The following is an 18690-nucleotide window of genomic DNA, read 5'->3' on the forward strand; positions in this document are numbered from 1 at the left end:
AGAAGGGTCGGGTAGGCTTGACGGCTTAAGGGATTGCCCTATAAGCTAAGGTTTGTGCTCTTTGGTCGGGCCAAGGGAGCACGGTAAGAGCCAGCCGCCGCGGGGCGCGAGGTCCCGCGGAAGAACCCTGTTAGCTTACCTCGGGCGGCCCGCTTTCCCATCCTTGAGGTGACGCATGGAGATTAAGCGGTTCGGTCGCATCCGAGAGGTTATACCCCTTCCCCCTTTGACGGAAATCCAGGTGGAATCCTACAAGAGGGCCCTTCAGGCCGATGTTCCCCCGGATAAGCGGGAGGACGTGGGCATCCAGGCGGCCTTCAAGGAGACCTTCCCCGTGGAGGAGGGGGACAAGGGCAAGGGCGGTATGGTCCTGGACTTCCTGGAGTACCGCATCGGGGAGCCCCCTTTTTCCCAGGACGAGTGCCGGGAGAAGGACCTAACCTACCAGGCTCCCCTCTATGCCCGCCTCCAGCTCATCCACAAGGACACGGGCCTCATCAAGGAGGACGAGGTCTTCCTGGGCCACATCCCCCTCATGACCGAGGACGGCTCCTTCATCATCAACGGGGCCGACCGGGTGATCGTTTCCCAGATCCACCGCTCCCCGGGGGTCTACTTCACCCCGGACCCTGCCCGCCCGGGGCGGTTTGTGGCCAGCATCATCCCCTTGCCCAAGCGGGGACCCTGGATTGACCTGGAGATGGAGCAAAACGGCACCGTCTCCATGAAGGTCAACAAGCGCAAGTTCCCCCTCATCCTCCTCCTCAGGGTCCTGGGCTACGACGCCGAAACCCTGAACCGGGAGCTTGGGGCCTACGGGGAGCTTTTGGGGGGCCTCCTGGACGAGGCGGTGCTTGCCATGCGCCCGGAGGAGGCCCTGGTGCGCCTTTTCACCCTGCTCCGTCCCGGCGACCCTCCCAAGAAGGACAAGGCCTTGGCCTACCTCTTTGGCCTTTTGGCCGACCCAAGGCGGTACGACCTGGGGGAGGCGGGGCGGTACAAGGCGGAGGAAAAGCTGGGCGTGCGTCTTTCCGGGCGCACCCTGGCGCGCTTTGAGGACGGGGAGTTTAAGGACGAGATCTTCCTGCCCACCCTGCGCTACCTCTTCGCCCTCATGGCCGGGGTTCCCGGGCACGAGGTGGACGACATCGATCACCTGGGCAACCGCCGCATCCGTACCGTGGGGGAGCTCATGGCCGACCAGTTCCGGGTGGGCCTAAGCCGCCTGGCCCGGGGGGTGCGGGAGAGGATGGTGATGGGCTCCGCCGATACCCTGACCCCGGCCAAGCTGGTGAACAACCGGCCCCTCGAGGCGGCCATCCGGGAGTTCTTCAGCCGTAGCCAACTTTCCCAGTTCAAGGACGAAACCAACCCCCTTTCCTCCTTGCGCCACAAGCGGCGCATCTCCGCTTTGGGTCCTGGGGGCCTCACCCGGGAGCGGGCGGGGTTTGACGTGCGGGACGTGCACCGCACCCACTATGGCCGCATCTGCCCGGTGGAAACCCCGGAAGGCGCCAACATCGGCCTCATCACCTCCCTGGCCGCCTACGCCCGGGTGGACGGGCTGGGCTTCATCCGCACCCCCTACCGCCGGGTGAGGAACGGGGTGGTCACCGACGAGGTGGTCTACATGACCGCTACCGAGGAGGACCGGTACACCATCGCCCAGGCCAACACTCCCCTCGAGGGGAACCGCATCGCCACCGACCGGGTGGTGGCCCGGCGCCGGGGTGAGCCGGTGATCGTGGGCCCGGAGGAGGTGGAGTTCATGGACGTGAGCCCCAAGCAGGTCTTCTCCGTGAACACCAACCTCATCCCCTTCCTGGAGCACGACGACGCCAACCGGGCCCTCATGGGTTCCAACATGCAGACCCAGGCGGTGCCCCTTATCCGGGCCCAGGCCCCGGTGGTGATGACGGGCCTCGAGGAGCGGGTGGTGCGGGACTCCCTGGCCGCGGTCTACGCCGAGGAGGACGGGGAGGTGGTGGCGGTGGATGGCCGCCGCATCGCCGTGCGCTATGAGGATGGCCGCTTGGTGGAGTACACCCTGCGCCGCTTCGTGCGCTCCAACCAGGGTACCGCCCTGGACCAGCGCCCCCGGGTGACCGTGGGCCAGAGGGTGAGGAAGGGGGACCTCCTGGCGGATGGCCCGGCCTCCGAGGAGGGCTTCCTGGCCCTGGGGCAGAACGTCCTGGTGGCCATCATGCCCTTTGACGGCTACAACTTCGAGGACGCCATCGTCATCAGCGAGGAGCTTTTAAAGCGGGACTTCTACACCTCCATCCACATCGAGCGCTACGAGATCGAGGCCCGGGACACCAAGCTGGGTCCGGAGCGGATCACCCGGGATATCCCCCACCTCTCCGAGGCGGCCCTGAGGGACCTGGACGAGGAGGGGGTGGTGCGCATCGGGGCCGAGGTGAAGCCCGGGGATATCCTGGTGGGCCGCACCAGCTTCAAGGGGGAGCAGGAGCCCTCCCCGGAGGAGAGGCTTCTGCGCTCCATCTTCGGGGATAAGGCCCGGGATGTGAAGGACACTTCCCTCCGGGTGCCCCCGGGCGAGGGGGGCATCGTGGTGGGTACCCTTCGCCTGCGCCGTGGGGACCCCGGGGTGGAGCTGAAGCCCGGGGTGCGGGAGGTGGTGCGGGTTTACGTGGCGCAGAAGCGCAAGCTCCAGGTGGGGGACAAGCTGGCCAACCGCCACGGGAACAAGGGGGTGGTGGCCAAGATCCTTCCCGTGGAGGACATGCCCCACCTGCCCGACGGCACCCCCGTGGACATCATCCTGAACCCCCTGGGCGTGCCGAGCCGTATGAACCTGGGCCAGATCCTGGAAACCCATCTGGGCCTGGCGGGCTTCTTCCTGGGCCAGCGCTACATCTCCCCGGTCTTTGACGGGGCCACGGAGCCCGAGATCAAGGCCCTTTTGGCCGAGGCCTTCGACCTTTACTTCGGCAAGCGGAAGGAGGAGGGCTTCGGGGTGGACAAGAGGGAGCTCGAGGTCCTGGCCCGGGCGGAGAAGCTGGGTTTGGTGAGCCCCGGCAAAAGCCCGGAGGAGCAGCTTCGGGAGCTTTTCATCCAGGGCAAGGTGGTTCTCTACGACGGCCGCTCCGGCGAGCCCATCGAGGGCCCCATCGTGGTGGGGCAGATGTTCATCATGAAGCTTTACCACATGGTGGAGGACAAGATGCACGCCCGCTCCACCGGCCCTTACTCCCTCATCACCCAACAGCCTTTGGGCGGTAAGGCCCAGTTCGGCGGCCAGCGCTTCGGGGAGATGGAGGTGTGGGCCCTCGAGGCCTACGGAGCCGCCCACACCCTGCAGGAGATGCTCACCTTGAAGTCCGACGACATCGAGGGCCGTAACGCCGCCTACGAGGCCATCATCAAGGGCGAGGACGTGCCCGAGCCCAGCGTGCCCGAGTCCTTCCGCGTGCTGGTAAAGGAGCTTCAGGCCTTGGCCCTGGATGTGCAGACCCTGGACGAGCGGGATAACCCCGTGGACATCTTTGAGGGCCTGGCATCCAAGCGGTAAGCCGCACCGCAGAAGCGGGATTGCCCTTAAGTGGAGGAGGAATGAAAAAGGAAGTTCGCAAGGTTCGCATTGCCCTGGCCTCTCCGGAAAAGATCCGCTCCTGGAGCTACGGGGAGGTGGAGAAGCCTGAAACCATCAACTACCGCACCCTGAAGCCCGAGCGGGATGGGCTTTTCGACGAGCGCATCTTCGGCCCCACCAAGGATTACGAGTGCGCCTGCGGCAAGTACAAGCGCCAGCGCTTTGAGGGCAAGGTGTGCGAGCGCTGCGGGGTGGAGGTCACCAAGAGCATCGTGCGCCGCTACCGCATGGGGCACATCGAGCTGGCCACCCCGGCGGCCCACATCTGGTTCGTGAAGGATGTGCCCTCCAAGATCGGCACCCTCCTGGACCTCTCCGCCACCGAGCTGGAGCAGGTCCTTTACTTCAGCAAGTACATCGTCCTGGACCCCAAGGGGGCGGTGCTGGATGGGGTGCCGGTGCAGAAGCGCCAGCTCCTCACGGACGAGGAGTACCGGGAGCTCCGCTACGGCAAGCAAGAGACCTATCCCCTTCCCCAGGGGGTGGATGCCCTGGTCAAGGACGGGGAGGAGGTGGTGAAGGGGCAGGAGCTGGCTCCCGGGGTGGTGAGCCGTATGGATGGGGTGGCCCTTTACCGCTTCCCCCGGCGGGTGCGGATCGACTACCTGCGCAGGGAGCGGGCGGGCCTCCGCCTTCCCCTCTCCGCCTGGGTGGAGAGGGAGGGCTATAGGCCGGGAGAGATCCTGGGGGAACTTCCCGAGCCCTACCTCTTCCGGGCGGAGGAGGAGGGGGTGGTGGAGCTCAAGGAGCTCGAGGAGGGCCACCTCCTCACCCTCCTCAAGGACGAGGAGGCCGTGGCCCGCTACTTCCTGCCCGTGGGGTTGACCCCCTTGGTGGTCCACGGGGAGGTGGTGGAAAAGGGCCAGCCCCTGGCCGAGGGGCGGGGTCTTCTGCGCATGCCCCGCCACATGACCGCCAAGGAGGTGGAGGCGGAGGAGGAAGGGGATACCGTCTACCTCACCTTCTTCCTGGAGTGGACGGAGCCCAAGGACTATGGGGTGGCTCCCCACATGAACGTGGTGGTGCCGGAAGGAGCCCACGTCCAGGCGGGGGAGAAGGTGGTGGCGGCCATCGACCCCGAGGAGGAGGTGATCGCCGAGGCCGAGGGCATCGTTCACCTGCACGAGCCCGCCAGCATCGTGGTGATGAAGGCCCGCCTCTACCCCTTTGAGGAGGACGTGGAGGTAACCACCGGGGACCGGGTGGCCCCGGGGGATGCCCTGGCCGACGGGGGCAGGGTCAAGAGCGAGATCTACGGCCGGGTGGAGGTGGACCTGGTCCGGAACGTGGTGCGGGTGGTGGAATCCTACGACATCGACGCCCGCATGGGGGCCGAGGCCATCCAGGCCCTTTTGAAGGAGCTGGACCTGGAGAAGCTGGAGGCCGAGCTCTTGGAGGAGATGAAGCACCCCTCCCGGGCCCGGCGGGCCAAGGCCAGGAAGCGCCTCGAGGTGGTCCGGGCCTTCCTGGACTCCGGCAACCGCCCGGAGTGGATGATCCTCGAGGCGGTGCCCGTGCTTCCCCCGGACCTCCGTCCCATGGTCCAGGTGGACGGGGGGCGCTTCGCCACCAGCGACCTCAACGACCTCTACCGCCGCCTCATCAACCGCAACAACCGCTTGAAGAAGCTCCTGGCCCAGGGGGCCCCGGAGATCATCATCCGCAACGAGAAGCGCATGCTCCAGGAGGCGGTGGATGCGGTCATCGACAACGGCCGCCGCGGCTCCCCCGTCACCAACCCGGGCTCCGAACGGCCTCTTAGGAGCCTCACCGACATCCTCTCCGGCAAGCAGGGCCGCTTCCGCCAGAACCTCTTGGGCAAGCGGGTGGACTACTCGGGGCGGAGCGTCATTGTGGTGGGTCCCCAGCTCAAGCTCCACCAGTGCGGCCTGCCCAAGCGCATGGCCCTGGAGCTCTTCAAGCCCTTCCTCCTCAAGAAGATGGAGGAAAAGGGCATTGCCCCCAACGTGAAGGCGGCCCGCAGGATGCTGGAAAGGCAGCGGGACATCAAGGACGAGGTGTGGGATGCCCTGGAGGAGGTCATCCACGGCAAGGTGGTCCTCTTAAACCGCGCCCCCACCCTCCACCGCCTGGGCATCCAGGCCTTCCAGCCGGTTTTGGTGGAAGGCCAGTCCATCCAGCTCCACCCCCTGGTCTGCGAGGCCTTCAACGCCGACTTCGACGGGGACCAGATGGCGGTGCACGTGCCCCTCTCCTCCTTCGCCCAGGCGGAGGCCCGCATCCAGATGCTCTCCGCCCACAACCTCCTCTCCCCGGCCTCCGGGGAGCCTTTGGCCAAGCCCAGCCGGGACATCATCCTGGGGCTTTACTACATCACCCAGGTGCGCCGGGAGAAGAAGGGGGCGGGCCGGGAGTTCGCCACCGTGGAGGAGGCCCTGGCCGCCTACGACCGGGGCGAGGTGGCCTTGAACGCTCCCATCAAGGTGGCGGGCAAGGAAACCAGCGTGGGCCGCTTGAAGTTCGTCTTCACAAGCCCCGACGAGGCCCTTTTGGCGGTGGCCCATGGCCTTCTGGACCTGCAGGACGTGGTGACGGTGCGCTACCTGGGCAAGCGCCTGGAAACCAGCCCGGGCCGGGTCCTCTTCGCCCGCATCGTGGGCGAGGCGGTGGGGGATGAGAAGGTGGCCCAGGAGCTTCTGCAGATGGACGTGCCCCAGGAGAAGAACTCCTTGAAGGACCTGGTCTACCAGTCCTTCCTGCGCCTGGGGATCGAGAAGACCGCAAGGCTTCTGGACGCCCTCAAGTACTACGGCTTCACCCTGTCCACCACCAGCGGGATCACCATCGGCATCGACGACGCCGTCATCCCCCCCGAGAAGCAGAAGTACCTGGAGGAAGCCGACAAGAAGCTTAGGCAGATCGAGCAGGCCTACGAGATGGGCTTCCTCACGGACCGGGAGCGCTACGACCAGGTGATCCAGCTCTGGACCGAAACCACGGAGAAGGTCACCCAGGCGGTCTTCAAGAACTTTGAGGAGAACTACCCCTTCAACCCCCTCTACGTGATGGCCCAGTCCGGGGCCCGGGGTAACCCCCAGCAGATCCGCCAGCTTTGCGGCATGCGGGGCCTCATGCAAAAGCCCTCGGGGGAGACCTTCGAGGTGCCGGTGCGCTCCTCCTTCCGGGAAGGCCTCACCGTGCTGGAGTACTTCATCTCCAGCCACGGGGCCCGGAAGGGTGGGGCGGACACCGCCCTCAGGACCGCGGACTCGGGCTACCTCACCCGGAAGCTGGTGGACGTGGCCCACGAGATCGTGGTGCGGGAGGCGGACTGCGGCACCACCAACTTCATCTCCGTCCCCCTCTTCCAGCCCGACGAGGTGACCCGCACCCTGCGCCTCAGGAAGCGCTCGGATATCGAGTCCGGCCTCTATGGCCGCGTTCTGGCCCGGGAGGTGGAGGTTCTGGGCCAGCGCCTGGAGGAAGGGCGCTACCTGACCCTCGAGGACGTGGGGCTCATCATCAAGGCGGCGGAGGCCGGGGAGATCAAGGAGGTGCCCGTGCGTAGCCCCCTCACCTGCCAGACCCGCTACGGGGTGTGCCAGAAGTGCTACGGCTACGACCTCTCCATGGCCAGGCCCGTGTCCATCGGGGAAGCGGTGGGGGTGGTGGCGGCGGAGTCCATCGGCGAGCCCGGCACCCAGCTCACCATGCGCACCTTCCACACGGGCGGCGTGGCGGTGGGCACCGACATTACCCAGGGTCTGCCCCGGGTCATCGAGCTCTTTGAGGCCCGCAGGCCCAAGGCCAAGGCGGTGATCTCCGAGATCGACGGGGTGGTGCGCATCGAGGAAACCGAGGAGAAGCTTTCCGTCTTCGTGGAATCCGAGGGCTTCTCCAAGGAGTACAAGCTCCCCAAGGATGCCCGCCTGGTGGTGAAGGATGGGGATTACGTGGAGGCGGGCCAGCCTTTGACCCGCGGGGCCGTGGATCCCCACCAGCTTCTGGAGGCCAAGGGCCCCGAGGCGGTGGAGCGCTACCTGGTGGACGAGATCCAGAAGGTCTATCGGGCCCAGGGGGTGAAGCTCCACGACAAGCACATCGAGATCGTGGTGCGGCAGATGCTCAAGTACGTGGAGGTCACCGATCCCGGGGATAGCCGCCTGCTGGAGGGCCAGGTCCTGGAGAAGTGGGACGTGGAGGCCCTGAACGAGCGGCTCATCGCCGAGGGCAAGACCCCGGTGGCCTGGAAGCCCCTCCTCATGGGGGTCACCAAGAGCGCCCTGTCCACCAAGAGCTGGCTTTCCGCCGCCAGCTTCCAGAACACCACCCATGTGCTCACCGAGGCGGCCATCGCCGGCAAGAAGGACGAGCTCATCGGTCTCAAGGAAAACGTCATCCTGGGCCGCCTGATCCCTGCGGGGACCGGAAACGACTTCGTGCGCTTTACCCAGGTGGTGGACAAGAAGACCCTCAAGGCCATCGAGGAAGCCAGGAAGGAGGCGGTGGAGGCCAAGGAGAAGGAGCCTGCCCTCCGCCGCCCTGGCCGCCGCGAGCAGCCTGGGAAGCAAGCCTAGGGCCACCCCACCCTGGCATAGCCAGGGTGGGGGCTCCTAAGCGCCGCCCCCAGAAGGGCTTTTGCGCCATAATGGGCCCATGCTGGCGCGGATCTACACCGCCTTTCGCCAGGTGGGGGAGGATCTTTTCCACCACAGGCTCATCTCCGCCACCGCGGGCAACTTTTCCGTGCGCACCAAGGAGGGCTTTCTCATCACCAAAAGCGGGGTGCAGAAGGCCCGCCTGACCCCCGAGGACCTGGTGGAGGTGCCCCTCGAGGGCCCCTTTCCGGAAGGGGCCAGCGTGGAGAGCGTGATCCACCGGGAGGTGTACCGGGCGACCCCGGCCCGGGCCATCGTCCACGCCCATCCCCGGGTGGCGGTGGCTCTTTCCTTGCACCTGGACCGGATTGTTCCCCTGGACCTCGAGGGCCAGTACTACCTGAAGGAGGTTCCCGTGCTTGCCCCCAAGACCACAAGCGCCACCCTGGAGGCCGCTTTGGCCGTGGCGGAGGGCCTTAAGGGGCACCGGGCCTGCCTGTTAAGGGGCCACGGGGCCTTTGCCATAGGGCTTAAGGAGAAGCCGGAGGACGCCCTTCTGGAGGCCTATAGCCTCCTCACCACCTTGGAGGAAAGCGCGGAGATCCTCTTCTACCACCGCCTTTGGGGGAGGGGATGAGGGTAGTCTTTGTGGAGGGCAAGGAAAAGGAGGCCCTTTTGGGCTTGGCCCGGGAGCTTCCCCATCCCTACTGGCTTCTTGCGGGGGAAGGGGTCTGGCTTTTGGAGGTGTTCGGCGCCGGGGAGGAAGCCTTGGCCAAGGCCAGGGCCCTGCCCGGGGTTAAGGTTTGGGCCTTCACCCTGGAGGATGGGGTAGTCTATAGGGGATGCGGGAAGAAATCGGCTACATCCCCGTAGGGGAGGCGGAGCTTTACGTGGAGGACGTGGGGGACGAGCATGCCCCGGCCCTCCTGGTCCTCCACGGAGGGCCTGGGGGAAACGCCTACGCCTTGAGGGAAGGGCTTCAGGACTACCTGGAAGGGTTCAGGGTCATCTACTTCGACCAGCGGGGTTCCGGCCGGAGCCTGGAGCTTCCCCAGGACCCCAGGCTTTTCACCATAGATGCCCTGGTGGAGGATACCGTGGCCCTGGCCGAGGCCCTGGGGCTGGAGCAGTTTCATCTTCTGGCCCACGGCTTCGGAGCCCTGGTGGCCCTGGAGCTCCTCCGCCGCTACCCGGAGGTCCTGGGGGCGGTGCTCCTTTCCCCCTGGGTGAGCTTCCCCTGGCTTTCCGCAAGGCTTGCGGAGGCGGCGGGGCTTGAGCCTTTGGCCGACCCCGAGGCGAACCTGAGGGCGGCCTTGGAGAAGGCGGAGCCCAAGCTCCTCTTCGACCGCCTCATGTTTCCCACCCCCCATGGCCGCCTGGAGTACGAGTGGGTGGCGGAGGGCTCGGGCATCCTGGGGCCGGATACCCCGGCCTTGGCCTTTTGGAAAAACGGTCTCTGGCGGCTGGACTACACTCCTTACCTCTCCCCAAGCCGCAAGCCGGTGGCCCTGCTGGTGGGGGAGAAGGACGGCACCAGCTACCCCTATGCCGAGGAGGTGGCGGAACGCCTCAAAGCCCCCATCCGGGTGATACCCGGGGCCGGGCACTACCCCTGGATCGACCAGCCGGAGGCTTTTGGCGAGGCCTTCCGGGAGGTCCTCGAGGGCCTGCTGGCTCTCTGGAGGGTGTGAGGGATGCCCTTCCAGGGCCAGGAAGGGTGGTAAACTCAGGGCGTCACCGGGGGTGCCCTCTTATGGGGCTGAGAGATACCCTTGGAACCTGATCCGGGTAATGCCGGCGTAGGGAAGGTGACCAAGGCCCCTCCCGGTGACAAGGAGGGGTTTTATGTTGAGGATCTTTGCCCTGCTGGTCCTTCTGGCCTTCGGCTTCGCCCAGGAGATCACCGTCCTCACCCACAGCAGCTTTTCCCTGGATAAGGGGCTCATCGCCCGGTTTGAGCGGGAAACCGGCCTGAAGCTCCGCTTCCTTAAAGGGGGGGATGCCGGGGAAACCCTAAACCGGGCCATCCTCACCAAGGGAGCCCCCATCGCCGACGTGATCTACGGCTTTGACAACACCTTCCTCTCCCGGGCCCTCGAGGCGGATATCCTCTTGCCCTACCGTAGCCCAGAGATCCAGAACCTTAAGGCCACCTTGCTTCTGGACCCTACCTTCCGCGCCCTTCCCGTGGACTACGGCTGGGTGAGCCTGAACTACGACCGGGCCTACTTCAAGGACCGTCCCTTGCCCAAGGCCCCCGCCGACCTCGCTCGGCCCGAGTACGCCAGGCTTCTGGTGGTGCAAAACCCCGCCACCAGTTCCCCGGGCCTGGCCTTCCTCATGGCCACGGTGGCCCGCTTCGGCGAGGATGGCTACCTGGACTTCTGGGCCAAGCTCAGGGATGGAGGGGTGCGGGTGGCCAAGGGGTGGAGCGAGGCCTACTACACCCACTTCACCCTTTACAAGGGGGATAGGCCCCTGGTGGTCTCCTACACCACCAGCCCCGCCGCCGAGGTCTACTATTCCGAGGGGAAGTACCAAGAGCCGCCCACGGGAAACCTCTTCCCCGAGCTGGCCTTCTTCCAGGTGGAGTTCGTGGGGATCCTGAAGGGGACCAAGAACCTGGAGGGGGCCAGGAAGGTGGTGGACTGGCTCCTTTCCAAGCCGGTCCAGGAGAACCTTCCCACGGAGATGTGGATGTACCCGGCCCGCCGGGATGCCAGGCTCCCCGAGGTCTTCCGCTTCGCGCCTGAGCCCCTTGGGAGCGTGCGTATGGACCCCAGGGCCATGGCCCAAAACCGGGAGCGCTGGATCGAGGAGTGGACCAAGGTGGTCCTGCAGGGGCAAAGCCCCGAGTCGGTGCGCCAGGGCAGGCGGTAGCGCCTCCCTCAGGCTGGGAAGGCCCTGGGCTTTTCGCCGGGCGGCTTGGGGGTTAGGCTTAGGGGGATGGCCTACGGAGGCTTTTTCGTCCTCCTCTTCCTGAGCCTAGCCCTCTTCTACCCCCTTTTCCGCATCCTGGCCCTGGGGGTAGGGGAGGGGTTTGCCCGGGCCCTGGCAGACCCCTACTACTGGGAGCGCTACCTCTGGAGCCTGGAGTATGGGCTTCTCTCTGCCCTCTTCACCCTGTCCCTGGCCCTGCCCCTGGCCTTCCTCTTTCGCCGCCGCTTCCCCCTTAGGGGGGTTTTCCTGGCTCTTTCCACCTTGCCCTTCGTCCTCCCCACCCCGGTGGTGGCCCTGGGGTTTTTAGCCCTCCTGGGCCCCAGGGGACTTTTGGGGGTGGACCTTTACGGCACCAAGGCCATCCTTTTTCTGGCCGCCATTTTTTACAACCTGGGCCTTGCCCTCAGGATCCTCCTGCCGGTGGCCTTGAACCTGGAAGGCCCCTTGCAGGCGGCTCGGGTCCTGGGGGCCTCGAGCCCCAGGGCTTTTCTAAGGGTAGGGCTTCCCCTCCTCCTCCCCGCCTTGGGTTCTGCAGGGCTTTTGGTGTTCATCTACGCCTTTTCCGCCTTCGGGGTCCCTCTCCTCCTGGGGGGGCCCCGGTACGCCACCCTCGAGGTGGAGGTCTACACCCTCTTGGCCTACCGCCTGGCCTTCCCCGAGGCCAGCGCCCTCATGCTTTTGGAGATCCTCACCCTGGGCCTCGCCGTGGCCCTCTACCTGCGCCTCCGGCCCTACCCCCTGTCCCCCGGAGGGCTTCTTCCCCCTCCTCCTTGGGCCTATACCCTGGGCCTAGGCGTCCTTTTTCTCCTCCTTTTTGCCCCCTTGTGGGGGCTTTTTCTGCGCCTGGACCTAGGGGCCTTGGCCGCCGCCTGGGCCTCGGAGGACTTCACTCCCCTTTCCGTGGCGTTGGGGAATAGCCTCCGCTTCACCCTCTTGGCCCTGGCCCTGGCGCTTCCTTTGGGAGTGGCTTATGCCGCAGCGGCCCGCCGGAGCCCCCTCATGGACCTCTTGGGGCTTTTCCCCCTCATGGTGAGCCCGGTGGCCGTGGGCCTCGGCTACCTTTTGGCTTACCCAAACCTCCGGGGCTCCTTGCTCCTTCTGCTTGCCGCCTATGCCCTTTTGGCCTACCCCCTCCTTGCCCGGGCCCTCCTGCCTGCCTTAAGAAGCCTTTCCCCAAGCCTCCTCGAGGCGGCCCGGGTCCTGGGGGCCACGCCCCTTCGGGCGTTTTTGCGGGTGGAGATCCCTTTGGTCTTTCCCGCCCTGCAATCCGGGCTGGCCCTGGCCTTGGCGGCCATTTTGGGGGAGTTTGGAGCCACCCTGGTGCTTTGGCGGCCCGAGTGGACCACCCTGACCCTAGCCATCTATGAGCGCCTGGGCCGGCCCGGGGAGGCTCCCTTCCGGGAGGCCTTGGCCATAGCCGCCCTTCTGGCCCTTCTCTCGGGGCTTGCCTTCTATCTCCTGGACCGGGGAAGAGGGCGGCTGGGCTAGAATCCCTGGCACCGGGGGCAGAAGTGGGTGCCTCTACCTGCCACCACCCTTTTGGCGATGGGTGTGCTGCAAACCGGGCAGGGAAGCCCTGTGCGGCCGTAGACGGCGTGGCGCATCTGGAAGCTTCCCTGTAGGCCATCGGGCTGCTGGTAGGTGCGGTCGGAAAGGGTGCTTCCTCCCAAGAGGAGGGCCTCGGCGAGCACCTTTTTAAGGGCTGCGAAAAGCCTTTGCGCTTCGGCTTCCGTAAGCTCCCGTCCCCGGCGGAAAGGGGAGAGGCGGGCTCTAAAAAGGGCTTCGTCCGCATAGATGTTCCCCACCCCGGCGGCCAGGCGCTGTTCCAGAAGGAGGGCCTTGAGGGGCTTCTGGCTTCCCTTTAGCCCCAGCCAGAACTCGTGGAACCGGAAATCTTCCGAAAGGGGCTCCGGGCCCAGTTGAAGGAGAAGGGGGATCTCCTGGTAATCCCCCTTCCTTACCACCCAGATGCGGCCAAAGCGCCGGGGGTCGTGGAAGAAGACCTCCCGGTCCTCCAGCTGGAAGGCCACCCGGGTGTGGGGGCTCCTTTCCAGGCGAAAGCCCCCCGTCATCCCCAGGTGGACCACCATCTCCCACCCTTCCGTGAGGGCGAAGAGGAGGAACTTACCCCGGCGCCGGATTCCCTCCACCCTTTGGCCTGCCGCCCGTTCCGTGTGGCGGTAGCGCCTGGGATCCCGGTGTTCCAGTTGGAGAAGCCTCTTGCCCACAAAGAGGGGAAGAAGCTTCCTCCTCGTGGTTTCCACCTCCGGTAGCTCGGGCATGGGGTCTAGTCCACGGGCACGGGCTGGCCCTTCTCGTTCACCGCCACGTAGGTGAGTTCCCCCTTGGTGGCCAGCACGCGGCCATCTTCCTGGCCGAAGTGCTCCTTATAGACCTCCACCTCCACCGTCAAGGAGGTGCGCCCCACCCGCACCACCTTGGCCACCACCTCCAGGAGGTCCCCGGTGCGGATGGGTACCTTGAACTCCACGCTGCTCACCGCCACGGTTACCACGGGCTTTCTTGCCCTGCGGGCGGCGGCGTAGGAACCCACCTTGTCCATAAGGCCCAGCACGAAGCCGCCAAAGGCAGCCCCCAGGGGATTGGTGTGCTCGGGGAAGACGAGCTCTAAGGTGCGTGCCTCCATACCTTTCCCAGGCTACCCCAGGAGAAGGTCGGTGAGGCGGGCCATCTCCCGGTCTTTCTCGGTGATACCACCGGCGCTATGGGTCCACCACTCCACCGTGACCCGCCCCCACTCCACGGTGAGGCGGGGGTGGTGGCCCTTGGCCTCGGCCAACTCGGCCACCCTGTTGGCGAAGACCATCGCCTCCTGGAAGTTGGCAAAGCGGAAGGTTTTGACCAGGCGCTCGGGGTTTTGCCGGGTTTCCCAGTCCATGCCTTAAGGGTAAGGGAAAACCCCGGGCGCCCGTGTGCCCGGGGTTTCGTTTGGTTGCGGGGGCGGGATTTGAACCCGCGACCTTCGGGTTATGAGCCCGACGAGCTACCAGGCTGCTCCACCCCGCGTCGCCATCCTTAACTATAGCGGGAAGAAGGGGGTGTGTCAAGCACCTTGCCCGGGTTCAGGAGCCCCTCGGGGTCAAGGAGGTCCTTTAGTTTTCGCATCCATTCCAGAGCAGCCCCGTGTTCCAAGGGTAGATACTTCTTCTTCCTCAGGCCTACCCCGTGCTCAGCGGTGCAGGTGCCTCCCAGCTCCAAGGCCCTTCGCACCAGGGCCTCGGCGTAGGCCTCCGCCTTGGGGTAGTCCTGGGGCAGGATGGGGACCAGGGTGTGGAAGTTCCCATCCCCCACATGGCCCAGGATGTTTCCGGTAAGGCCCATTTCCTCAAGAAGCCCTTGGGCGTGGCGCACCATCTCCGGTAGACGCGAAAGGGGGACGGCCACGTCGGTGATCACGAAGCGATGGCCTGGGAAGAGGTGCACCAGGGCCCAGTAGGCCTGGTGTCGGGCTTCCCACTGGCGCCTGCGCTCCTCTTCGGTCTTGGCGGCCTCCACCTCCAAAGCCCCTGCCTCCCGCATGATCTCCAGGGCCAGGGCGCTTTCCGCCTCCAGGGCCTCCCGGGTGGAGGAGTGGAACTCCAGAAAGAGGGCCGGGCGCTCCGGGAAGCCCGCCTGAAGGTAGCGGTTTAGGGCCCTTAGGGCCAGTTCGTCCAGTAGCTCCAGCCGGGCCACGGGAAGCCCGCTGGCCATCACCTGGTAGCTGGCCTCCGCGGCCTCCTCCACCCGGGGGAAGAAGACCCTCAGGGTGTGGATGTGCTCGGGCAAGGGGTGGAGCCTTAAGGTGAGGCGGGTGATGATCCCCAAGGTGCCCTCCGAGCCGATGAAGAGGTCTTTCAGGTCATAACCGGCGCTGGTTTTGCGTACCCCCCGGCCGAGCTCCAGGACCTCCCCGTTGGCCAAGACCACTTGCAGGGCCAGGACATTCTGCCGCATCCCTCCGTAGCGCACCGTGGTGGTGCCGCTGGCGTTGGTGGCGGCCATACCGCCTAGGGTGGCGTCCGCCCCGGGGTCCACGGGGAAGAAGAGCCCCGTGCCCTTTAGGGCTTCGTTTAGCGCCTTGCGGGTGAGGCCGGGCTCCACCACGCAAAGGAAATCCTCCGGGCGCACCTCGAGGACCCGGTTCATGCGGCTGAAATCCAGGCTCAGGGTTTCCTTCAAGGGGTAGAGGTGCCCCTCGAGGCTGGTTCCAGCCCCAAAGGGAATCACCGCCAGGCCCTCTTCCCTGGCGAACCGCAGGGCCTTTTGCACATCCGCCACGCTTTCCGGGTAGACCACCGCCAAAACCTCTCCTTCCTCCGGGTAGCCCTCGTCCCGCCCGTGGCGGCGGCGTTCGGAAAGGGAGGTGTCCACCTTGCCCGGGAAAAGGCGCTTTAGAGCCTCCAAGGTGTCCATGGGAGCCAGTTTAGTCCGGCTTGGCGTCGGGGAGAAGGGTTTCCGCCTCCCGCACCTTGGGGAAAAGGTATCCGGAAAGCCCCCACACCACCCCCAGGCCGCCGAAGGTCAGCAGCATGAGGGCGATGCCCTCTCCCTGGCCGTACCGGGGGGCGAAGACCCGGTCGGCCAAGGGCCCGGAGAGGAGCATGGCCAGGGGATTGGCGAACCAGGCGATCATCCGCCGGGCGGCGAAGACCTTCCCCTGCACCTCGAGGGGCACCTTGCTTTGCCAGATGGCCTGGTTGGAACCGTTCAGCAATGGAATAAAGAAACTCTCCAAAAAAGCCAGCACCGCCCAAGCCCGGGGACCTTCCACCACGCCCATGAGGGCCAGGGCCAGGCTGGAGAGGGCCATGCCCAGGAATACCCCGTGCACCCGCTTTCTTGGGCCACCCCAGAGGGAGAGGAAGAGGCCTCCGGCCACGCCGCCCAGGCCGGAGGCGGAGCGCACCAGGGCCAAGGCCGCTTCGGAAAGGCCGGTTTTGGCGAGGACCATGGCGGGTAGTACCGTCACCGCCAGGGTGGCGAGGAAGTTCATGCCGAAGAACATGAGTTGAAGCCCCAAAAGAGGGGGCTTGGCCAGGATGAAACGGAAGCCGAAGAGGGCCTCCTCCAAGAGGGAGGATCGGGGCCTGAGCGGGGCCTTAGGGTTGGGAATGGGCAGGAGGAGAAGGGTGAGGATGGCCGTGCCGGCCCCGAGGAGGTCCAGGGCGAAGATGCCCCCAAGGCCCAGGGGCTTGAGGAGAGCGGCCGCCAGGATGGGTGCCCCTACCCCGGCCAAGGACTCCGCCAGGCTCATCATGCCGCTTGCCCGGGCATAGTCCTTTTTCTCCAGCATGGCGCTTAGGGCAGCGGAGAGGGCGGGCCAGTGGAGGCTACCCAGCGCCCCGGTTAGGGCGGACACCAGGTAGAGCTGCCATACCTGTAGCTGACCGAGAAGGAATGCCAGGAGGAGGAGGCCCGTGGCCAGGCCGCTTCCCAGGTCCGCCGCCAGCATGGCCCACTTCCTGGGGTAGCGGTCCACCAAGGCCCCCGCCAGGGGCGAGAGGAGGATCAGGGGGAGGAAGTGGTAGAAGCCCAGAAGGGCAAGGGTGGTGGCCAGGCCGGTTTGCTGATAAGCGTAGAGGGTGAGGGCAAACCAGGTCATCTCCCGGCCCACCAGGGCCAGGGCCTGGCCCAGCCAGAGGAGACGGAAGGCGGCAAAACCTTGCATGTCCTTCAATCTCCCGGCTCCTCTACTCCAAACGCAAGGGGCTTCGTAGACTTAGGCCATGCCCTTTCTGGTGAGCGATCCCCTGGCGGCCCGGCTTCTGGCTGATGCGGGCATGGCGGTGTGCTTAAAGCCCTTCATGAAGGGTCCCGCCAGGGTGAAGGACCTGGCCTTGGCCCAGGGGCTTTCCCTCCAGCAGGCTCATTACCGTGTGGGCCTCTTGCTTAAGGCAGGGCTTTTGGAGCCCGCCGGGGTGATTCCCAGGCGGGGCCGGCCTGTGCGTCTGTACCGGGCGGTGGACACGGACTTCCGCATCCCCCGCAAGCTGGTGCCGGAAAGGATCCTGAGGGCCCTCGAGGGGGCCGACGCCTGGCAGGAGGAGTGGGAAGAAGCCTTGCACCTCCACGATCCAGGCTATGGCCCCATGTTGCGGGTCTTCCTCAACGGGGAAGGCCTTTTGGAGTTTGGGGGAGAAGGCGAGCCCGACATCCTGGCGGAGGGGTTTCCCCCTTTTGTGAACCTCTGGAGCGCAGGCCTCCACTTAAGCCGTAAGGAGGCCAAGGCCTTCCAGCGGGAGCTTTTGGCCCTTTACCACCGCTATGCTGCCCTCTCCCCAGTACGAAAGGAAGAGGGCCAACCCCGGTATTTGCTCCACCTGGGACTGGCCCCGGCGCCGAAATAGGCCTATTTACGCCTCGCCTTTCAGGATGGCCTCAATCCGCTCCAGGGCTTCCTTGGGCAGATCCACCCCAGCGGCCCCCAGGCTTTCTCGGATCTGCTCGGGCCGGGTGGCCCCGGTGATGGCGCTGCTGATTTCAGGAAGCCTAAGCACCCAGGCCAGGGCCAGCTGGGTGCGGGTTAGGCCCAGCTCATCCGCCACCTCCTTGAGCCTCAGCACCTTCTTCCGGTTTTCCTCCGTGAGGAAGCGCTCGGCGAACTGGGGGTAGCGGGCGAAGCGGCTGTCCTCGGGAATTCCCTGGTCGTACCGCCCGGTGAGCATGCCCATGGCCAAGGGGCTCCAGACCACCAGGCCCACGCCGAAGCGCTGGGCCTCGGGGAGGATCTCCCCCTCCACCCGCTCCCGGTAGAGCATGGAGTACTGGGGTTGCTCCACCACAGGCGGGTGGAGGCCGTTTTCCCGGGCAAAGGCCACCGCCTCAGCGATCCTGGCGGCGGGCCACTCCGAGGTACCCCAGTAGAGGGCGTAGCCCCTTTCCACGATGGTGTGCATGGCGTAGACGATCTCCTCCATGGGCACCTCGGGGTCATAGCGGTGGGCGAAGAAGAGGTCCACGTAGTCGGTCTTTAGCCGCTTCAGGCTTTGGGTGATGCTCTCCAGGAGGTGTTTCCGGCTTAGGCCCCGGTCGTTGGGGTCCTCCGACATGGGCCAGTAGGCCTTGGTGGAGAGAACCAGGGTGTGCCGGGGAAACTCCCTGAGCACCTCCCCCATGATCTCCTCCGCCAACCCCCGGGCGTAGACGTCGGCGTTGTCAAAGAAGTTCACCCCGCCCTCGTAGGCGATCCTGACGATCTCCCGGACGGTTTCCTTGTCCTTCACCACATCCCCGAAGGTGACCCAGGCCCCCAGGGAGATCTCCGAGACCTTAAGCCCCCATTTGCCCAGTTTCCGGTAGCGCATCTCGCCCATGGCTACCGGAGTTTACCCCTCGAGGCGGAAATTGACCAGCGGGTCAGTCCCCCACCTCCAGCTCCCCTCCCGGGGCCTGGAAGCCGATTCGCTTGTGGGTGCCGTCGCAGAAGGGCTTGTTCCCCGATCCCCCGCAGCGGCAAAGGGAAACCCTTCCTTCCCGAACCTCCTCCCGTTCCCCGATGCGCACCACGATGCGCTGGCCTTCCAAGCGAATGGGCCCGTTTTCCACGAACACCAGCCTCATGATTCCTATGATAGT

Annotated in this window: 15 protein-coding genes, 1 tRNA gene and 1 riboswitch; of the genes, 8 read left to right on the forward strand and 8 right to left on the reverse strand. The window is 65.8% G+C overall.

Annotated features, from left to right (window positions below; all coding sequences use genetic code 11):
• Window positions 1-175 precede the first annotated feature (175 nt).
• The 7 genes from rpoB to KQ693_RS04620 all read left to right on the forward strand — a co-directional run bounded on the left by rpoB (window position 176) and on the right by KQ693_RS04620 (window position 12603).
• Entirely contained in the window at window positions 176-3535 is a 3360-nt protein-coding gene (gene rpoB / locus KQ693_RS04590; RefSeq protein WP_267262060.1) for a DNA-directed RNA polymerase subunit beta, read from the forward strand.
• A 41-nt stretch (window positions 3536-3576) separates the two neighbouring features.
• The gene (gene rpoC, locus KQ693_RS04595) at window positions 3577-8154 is read left to right on the forward strand and encodes a DNA-directed RNA polymerase subunit beta' (protein ID WP_267262061.1); all 4578 of its coding nucleotides are present in this window, start codon (window positions 3577-3579) and stop codon (window positions 8152-8154) included.
• A gap of 79 nt (window positions 8155-8233) precedes the next feature.
• On the forward strand, window positions 8234-8812 hold the full coding sequence (locus KQ693_RS04600) for a fuculose-1-phosphate aldolase (RefSeq protein WP_267262062.1): 579 nt from the start codon (window positions 8234-8236) through the stop codon (window positions 8810-8812).
• Entirely contained in the window at window positions 8809-9048 is a 240-nt protein-coding gene (locus KQ693_RS04605) for a hypothetical protein (protein WP_105318201.1), read from the forward strand. Before KQ693_RS04600 ends, KQ693_RS04605 begins: the two co-directional genes overlap by 4 nt.
• Window positions 9018-9866 (forward strand): alpha/beta fold hydrolase, encoded by an 849-nt coding sequence (locus tag KQ693_RS04610; RefSeq protein WP_267262063.1) that lies wholly within the window; start codon window positions 9018-9020, stop codon window positions 9864-9866. The genes KQ693_RS04605 and KQ693_RS04610 overlap by 31 nt, the downstream gene beginning before the upstream one ends.
• A 38-nt stretch (window positions 9867-9904) precedes the next feature.
• A riboswitch (TPP riboswitch) is annotated at window positions 9905-9999 on the forward strand.
• Between the two features lie 21 nt (window positions 10000-10020).
• Window positions 10021-11055 (forward strand): thiamine ABC transporter substrate-binding protein, encoded by a 1035-nt coding sequence (locus KQ693_RS04615; protein WP_267262064.1) that lies wholly within the window; start codon window positions 10021-10023, stop codon window positions 11053-11055.
• A gap of 66 nt (window positions 11056-11121) precedes the next feature.
• Complete coding sequence (locus tag KQ693_RS04620) at window positions 11122-12603, forward strand: ABC transporter permease (protein WP_267262065.1); 1482 nt, start codon at window positions 11122-11124, stop codon at window positions 12601-12603.
• On the opposite strand, the gene KQ693_RS04625 is transcribed toward KQ693_RS04620, so the two are convergent.
• From KQ693_RS04625 to KQ693_RS04650, 6 genes are all read right to left on the reverse strand, one after another.
• Window positions 12600-13397 (reverse strand): DNA-formamidopyrimidine glycosylase, encoded by a 798-nt coding sequence (locus KQ693_RS04625; RefSeq protein WP_267262066.1) that lies wholly within the window; start codon window positions 13395-13397, stop codon window positions 12600-12602. The two genes, KQ693_RS04620 and KQ693_RS04625, sit on opposite strands and share 4 nt — an antisense overlap.
• 5 nt (window positions 13398-13402) lie before the next feature.
• Window positions 13403-13762, reverse strand: a complete 360-nt coding sequence (locus KQ693_RS04630; RefSeq protein WP_028494065.1) for an acyl-CoA thioesterase — start codon at window positions 13760-13762, stop codon at window positions 13403-13405.
• Between the two features lie 12 nt (window positions 13763-13774).
• Window positions 13775-14014 carry a 4a-hydroxytetrahydrobiopterin dehydratase gene (locus KQ693_RS04635; RefSeq protein ID WP_015716352.1) on the reverse strand — a complete coding sequence of 80 codons (240 nt, stop codon included), beginning with the start codon at window positions 14012-14014 and terminating at the stop codon, window positions 13775-13777.
• Window positions 14015-14065: 51 nt separating this feature from the next.
• Window positions 14066-14142 (reverse strand) — tRNA-Met (locus KQ693_RS04640).
• A gap of 9 nt (window positions 14143-14151) precedes the next feature.
• Entirely contained in the window at window positions 14152-15528 is a 1377-nt protein-coding gene (locus KQ693_RS04645) for an FAD-binding oxidoreductase (RefSeq protein ID WP_267262067.1), read from the reverse strand.
• Window positions 15529-15538: 10 nt separating this feature from the next.
• A complete protein-coding gene (locus KQ693_RS04650) occupies window positions 15539-16783 on the reverse strand; it encodes an MFS transporter (protein ID WP_267262068.1) in 1245 nt (414 codons plus the stop codon).
• A 58-nt stretch (window positions 16784-16841) separates the two neighbouring features.
• Here KQ693_RS04650 and KQ693_RS04655 point away from each other — a divergent pair, with 58 nt between their 5' ends.
• Window positions 16842-17462, forward strand: coding sequence for a helix-turn-helix domain-containing protein (locus tag KQ693_RS04655; protein WP_267262069.1), 621 nt, complete (start codon window positions 16842-16844; stop codon window positions 17460-17462).
• 6 nt (window positions 17463-17468) lie between these two features.
• Here the strand turns inward: KQ693_RS04655 and KQ693_RS04660 are convergent, their stop codons facing one another.
• Together KQ693_RS04660 and KQ693_RS04665 are read right to left on the reverse strand one after the other, a co-directional pair.
• Window positions 17469-18428 carry an aldo/keto reductase family protein gene (locus tag KQ693_RS04660; protein ID WP_267262070.1) on the reverse strand — a complete coding sequence of 320 codons (960 nt, stop codon included), beginning with the start codon at window positions 18426-18428 and terminating at the stop codon, window positions 17469-17471.
• A 43-nt stretch (window positions 18429-18471) separates the two neighbouring features.
• A complete protein-coding gene (locus KQ693_RS04665) occupies window positions 18472-18675 on the reverse strand; it encodes a CDGSH iron-sulfur domain-containing protein (protein WP_267262071.1) in 204 nt (67 codons plus the stop codon).
• Between the last annotated feature and the right edge of the window lie 15 nt (window positions 18676-18690).

The sequence above is a fragment of the Thermus brevis genome (genome assembly GCF_026427635.1).
GTDB classification, from domain to species: Bacteria; Deinococcota; Deinococci; order Deinococcales; family Thermaceae; genus Thermus; species Thermus antranikianii.

Coding starts and splice junctions, on each gene's coding strand:
- rpoB (WP_267262060.1), top strand. CDS start 176: ATGGAGATTAAGCGGTTCGGTCGCATCCGAGAGGTTATACCCCTTCCC.
- rpoC (WP_267262061.1), top strand. CDS start 3,577: ATGAAAAAGGAAGTTCGCAAGGTTCGCATTGCCCTGGCCTCTCCGGAA.
- KQ693_RS04600 (WP_267262062.1), top strand. CDS start 8,234: ATGCTGGCGCGGATCTACACCGCCTTTCGCCAGGTGGGGGAGGATCTT.
- KQ693_RS04605 (WP_105318201.1), top strand. CDS start 8,809: ATGAGGGTAGTCTTTGTGGAGGGCAAGGAAAAGGAGGCCCTTTTGGGC.
- KQ693_RS04610 (WP_267262063.1), top strand. CDS start 9,018: ATGCGGGAAGAAATCGGCTACATCCCCGTAGGGGAGGCGGAGCTTTAC.
- KQ693_RS04615 (WP_267262064.1), top strand. CDS start 10,021: ATGTTGAGGATCTTTGCCCTGCTGGTCCTTCTGGCCTTCGGCTTCGCC.
- KQ693_RS04620 (WP_267262065.1), top strand. CDS start 11,122: ATGGCCTACGGAGGCTTTTTCGTCCTCCTCTTCCTGAGCCTAGCCCTC.
- KQ693_RS04625 (WP_267262066.1), bottom strand. CDS start 13,397: ATGCCCGAGCTACCGGAGGTGGAAACCACGAGGAGGAAGCTTCTTCCC.
- KQ693_RS04630 (WP_028494065.1), bottom strand. CDS start 13,762: ATGGAGGCACGCACCTTAGAGCTCGTCTTCCCCGAGCACACCAATCCC.
- KQ693_RS04635 (WP_015716352.1), bottom strand. CDS start 14,014: ATGGACTGGGAAACCCGGCAAAACCCCGAGCGCCTGGTCAAAACCTTC.
- KQ693_RS04645 (WP_267262067.1), bottom strand. CDS start 15,528: ATGGACACCTTGGAGGCTCTAAAGCGCCTTTTCCCGGGCAAGGTGGAC.
- KQ693_RS04650 (WP_267262068.1), bottom strand. CDS start 16,783: ATGCAAGGTTTTGCCGCCTTCCGTCTCCTCTGGCTGGGCCAGGCCCTG.
- KQ693_RS04655 (WP_267262069.1), top strand. CDS start 16,842: ATGCCCTTTCTGGTGAGCGATCCCCTGGCGGCCCGGCTTCTGGCTGAT.
- KQ693_RS04660 (WP_267262070.1), bottom strand. CDS start 18,428: ATGGGCGAGATGCGCTACCGGAAACTGGGCAAATGGGGGCTTAAGGTC.
- KQ693_RS04665 (WP_267262071.1), bottom strand. CDS start 18,675: ATGAGGCTGGTGTTCGTGGAAAACGGGCCCATTCGCTTGGAAGGCCAG.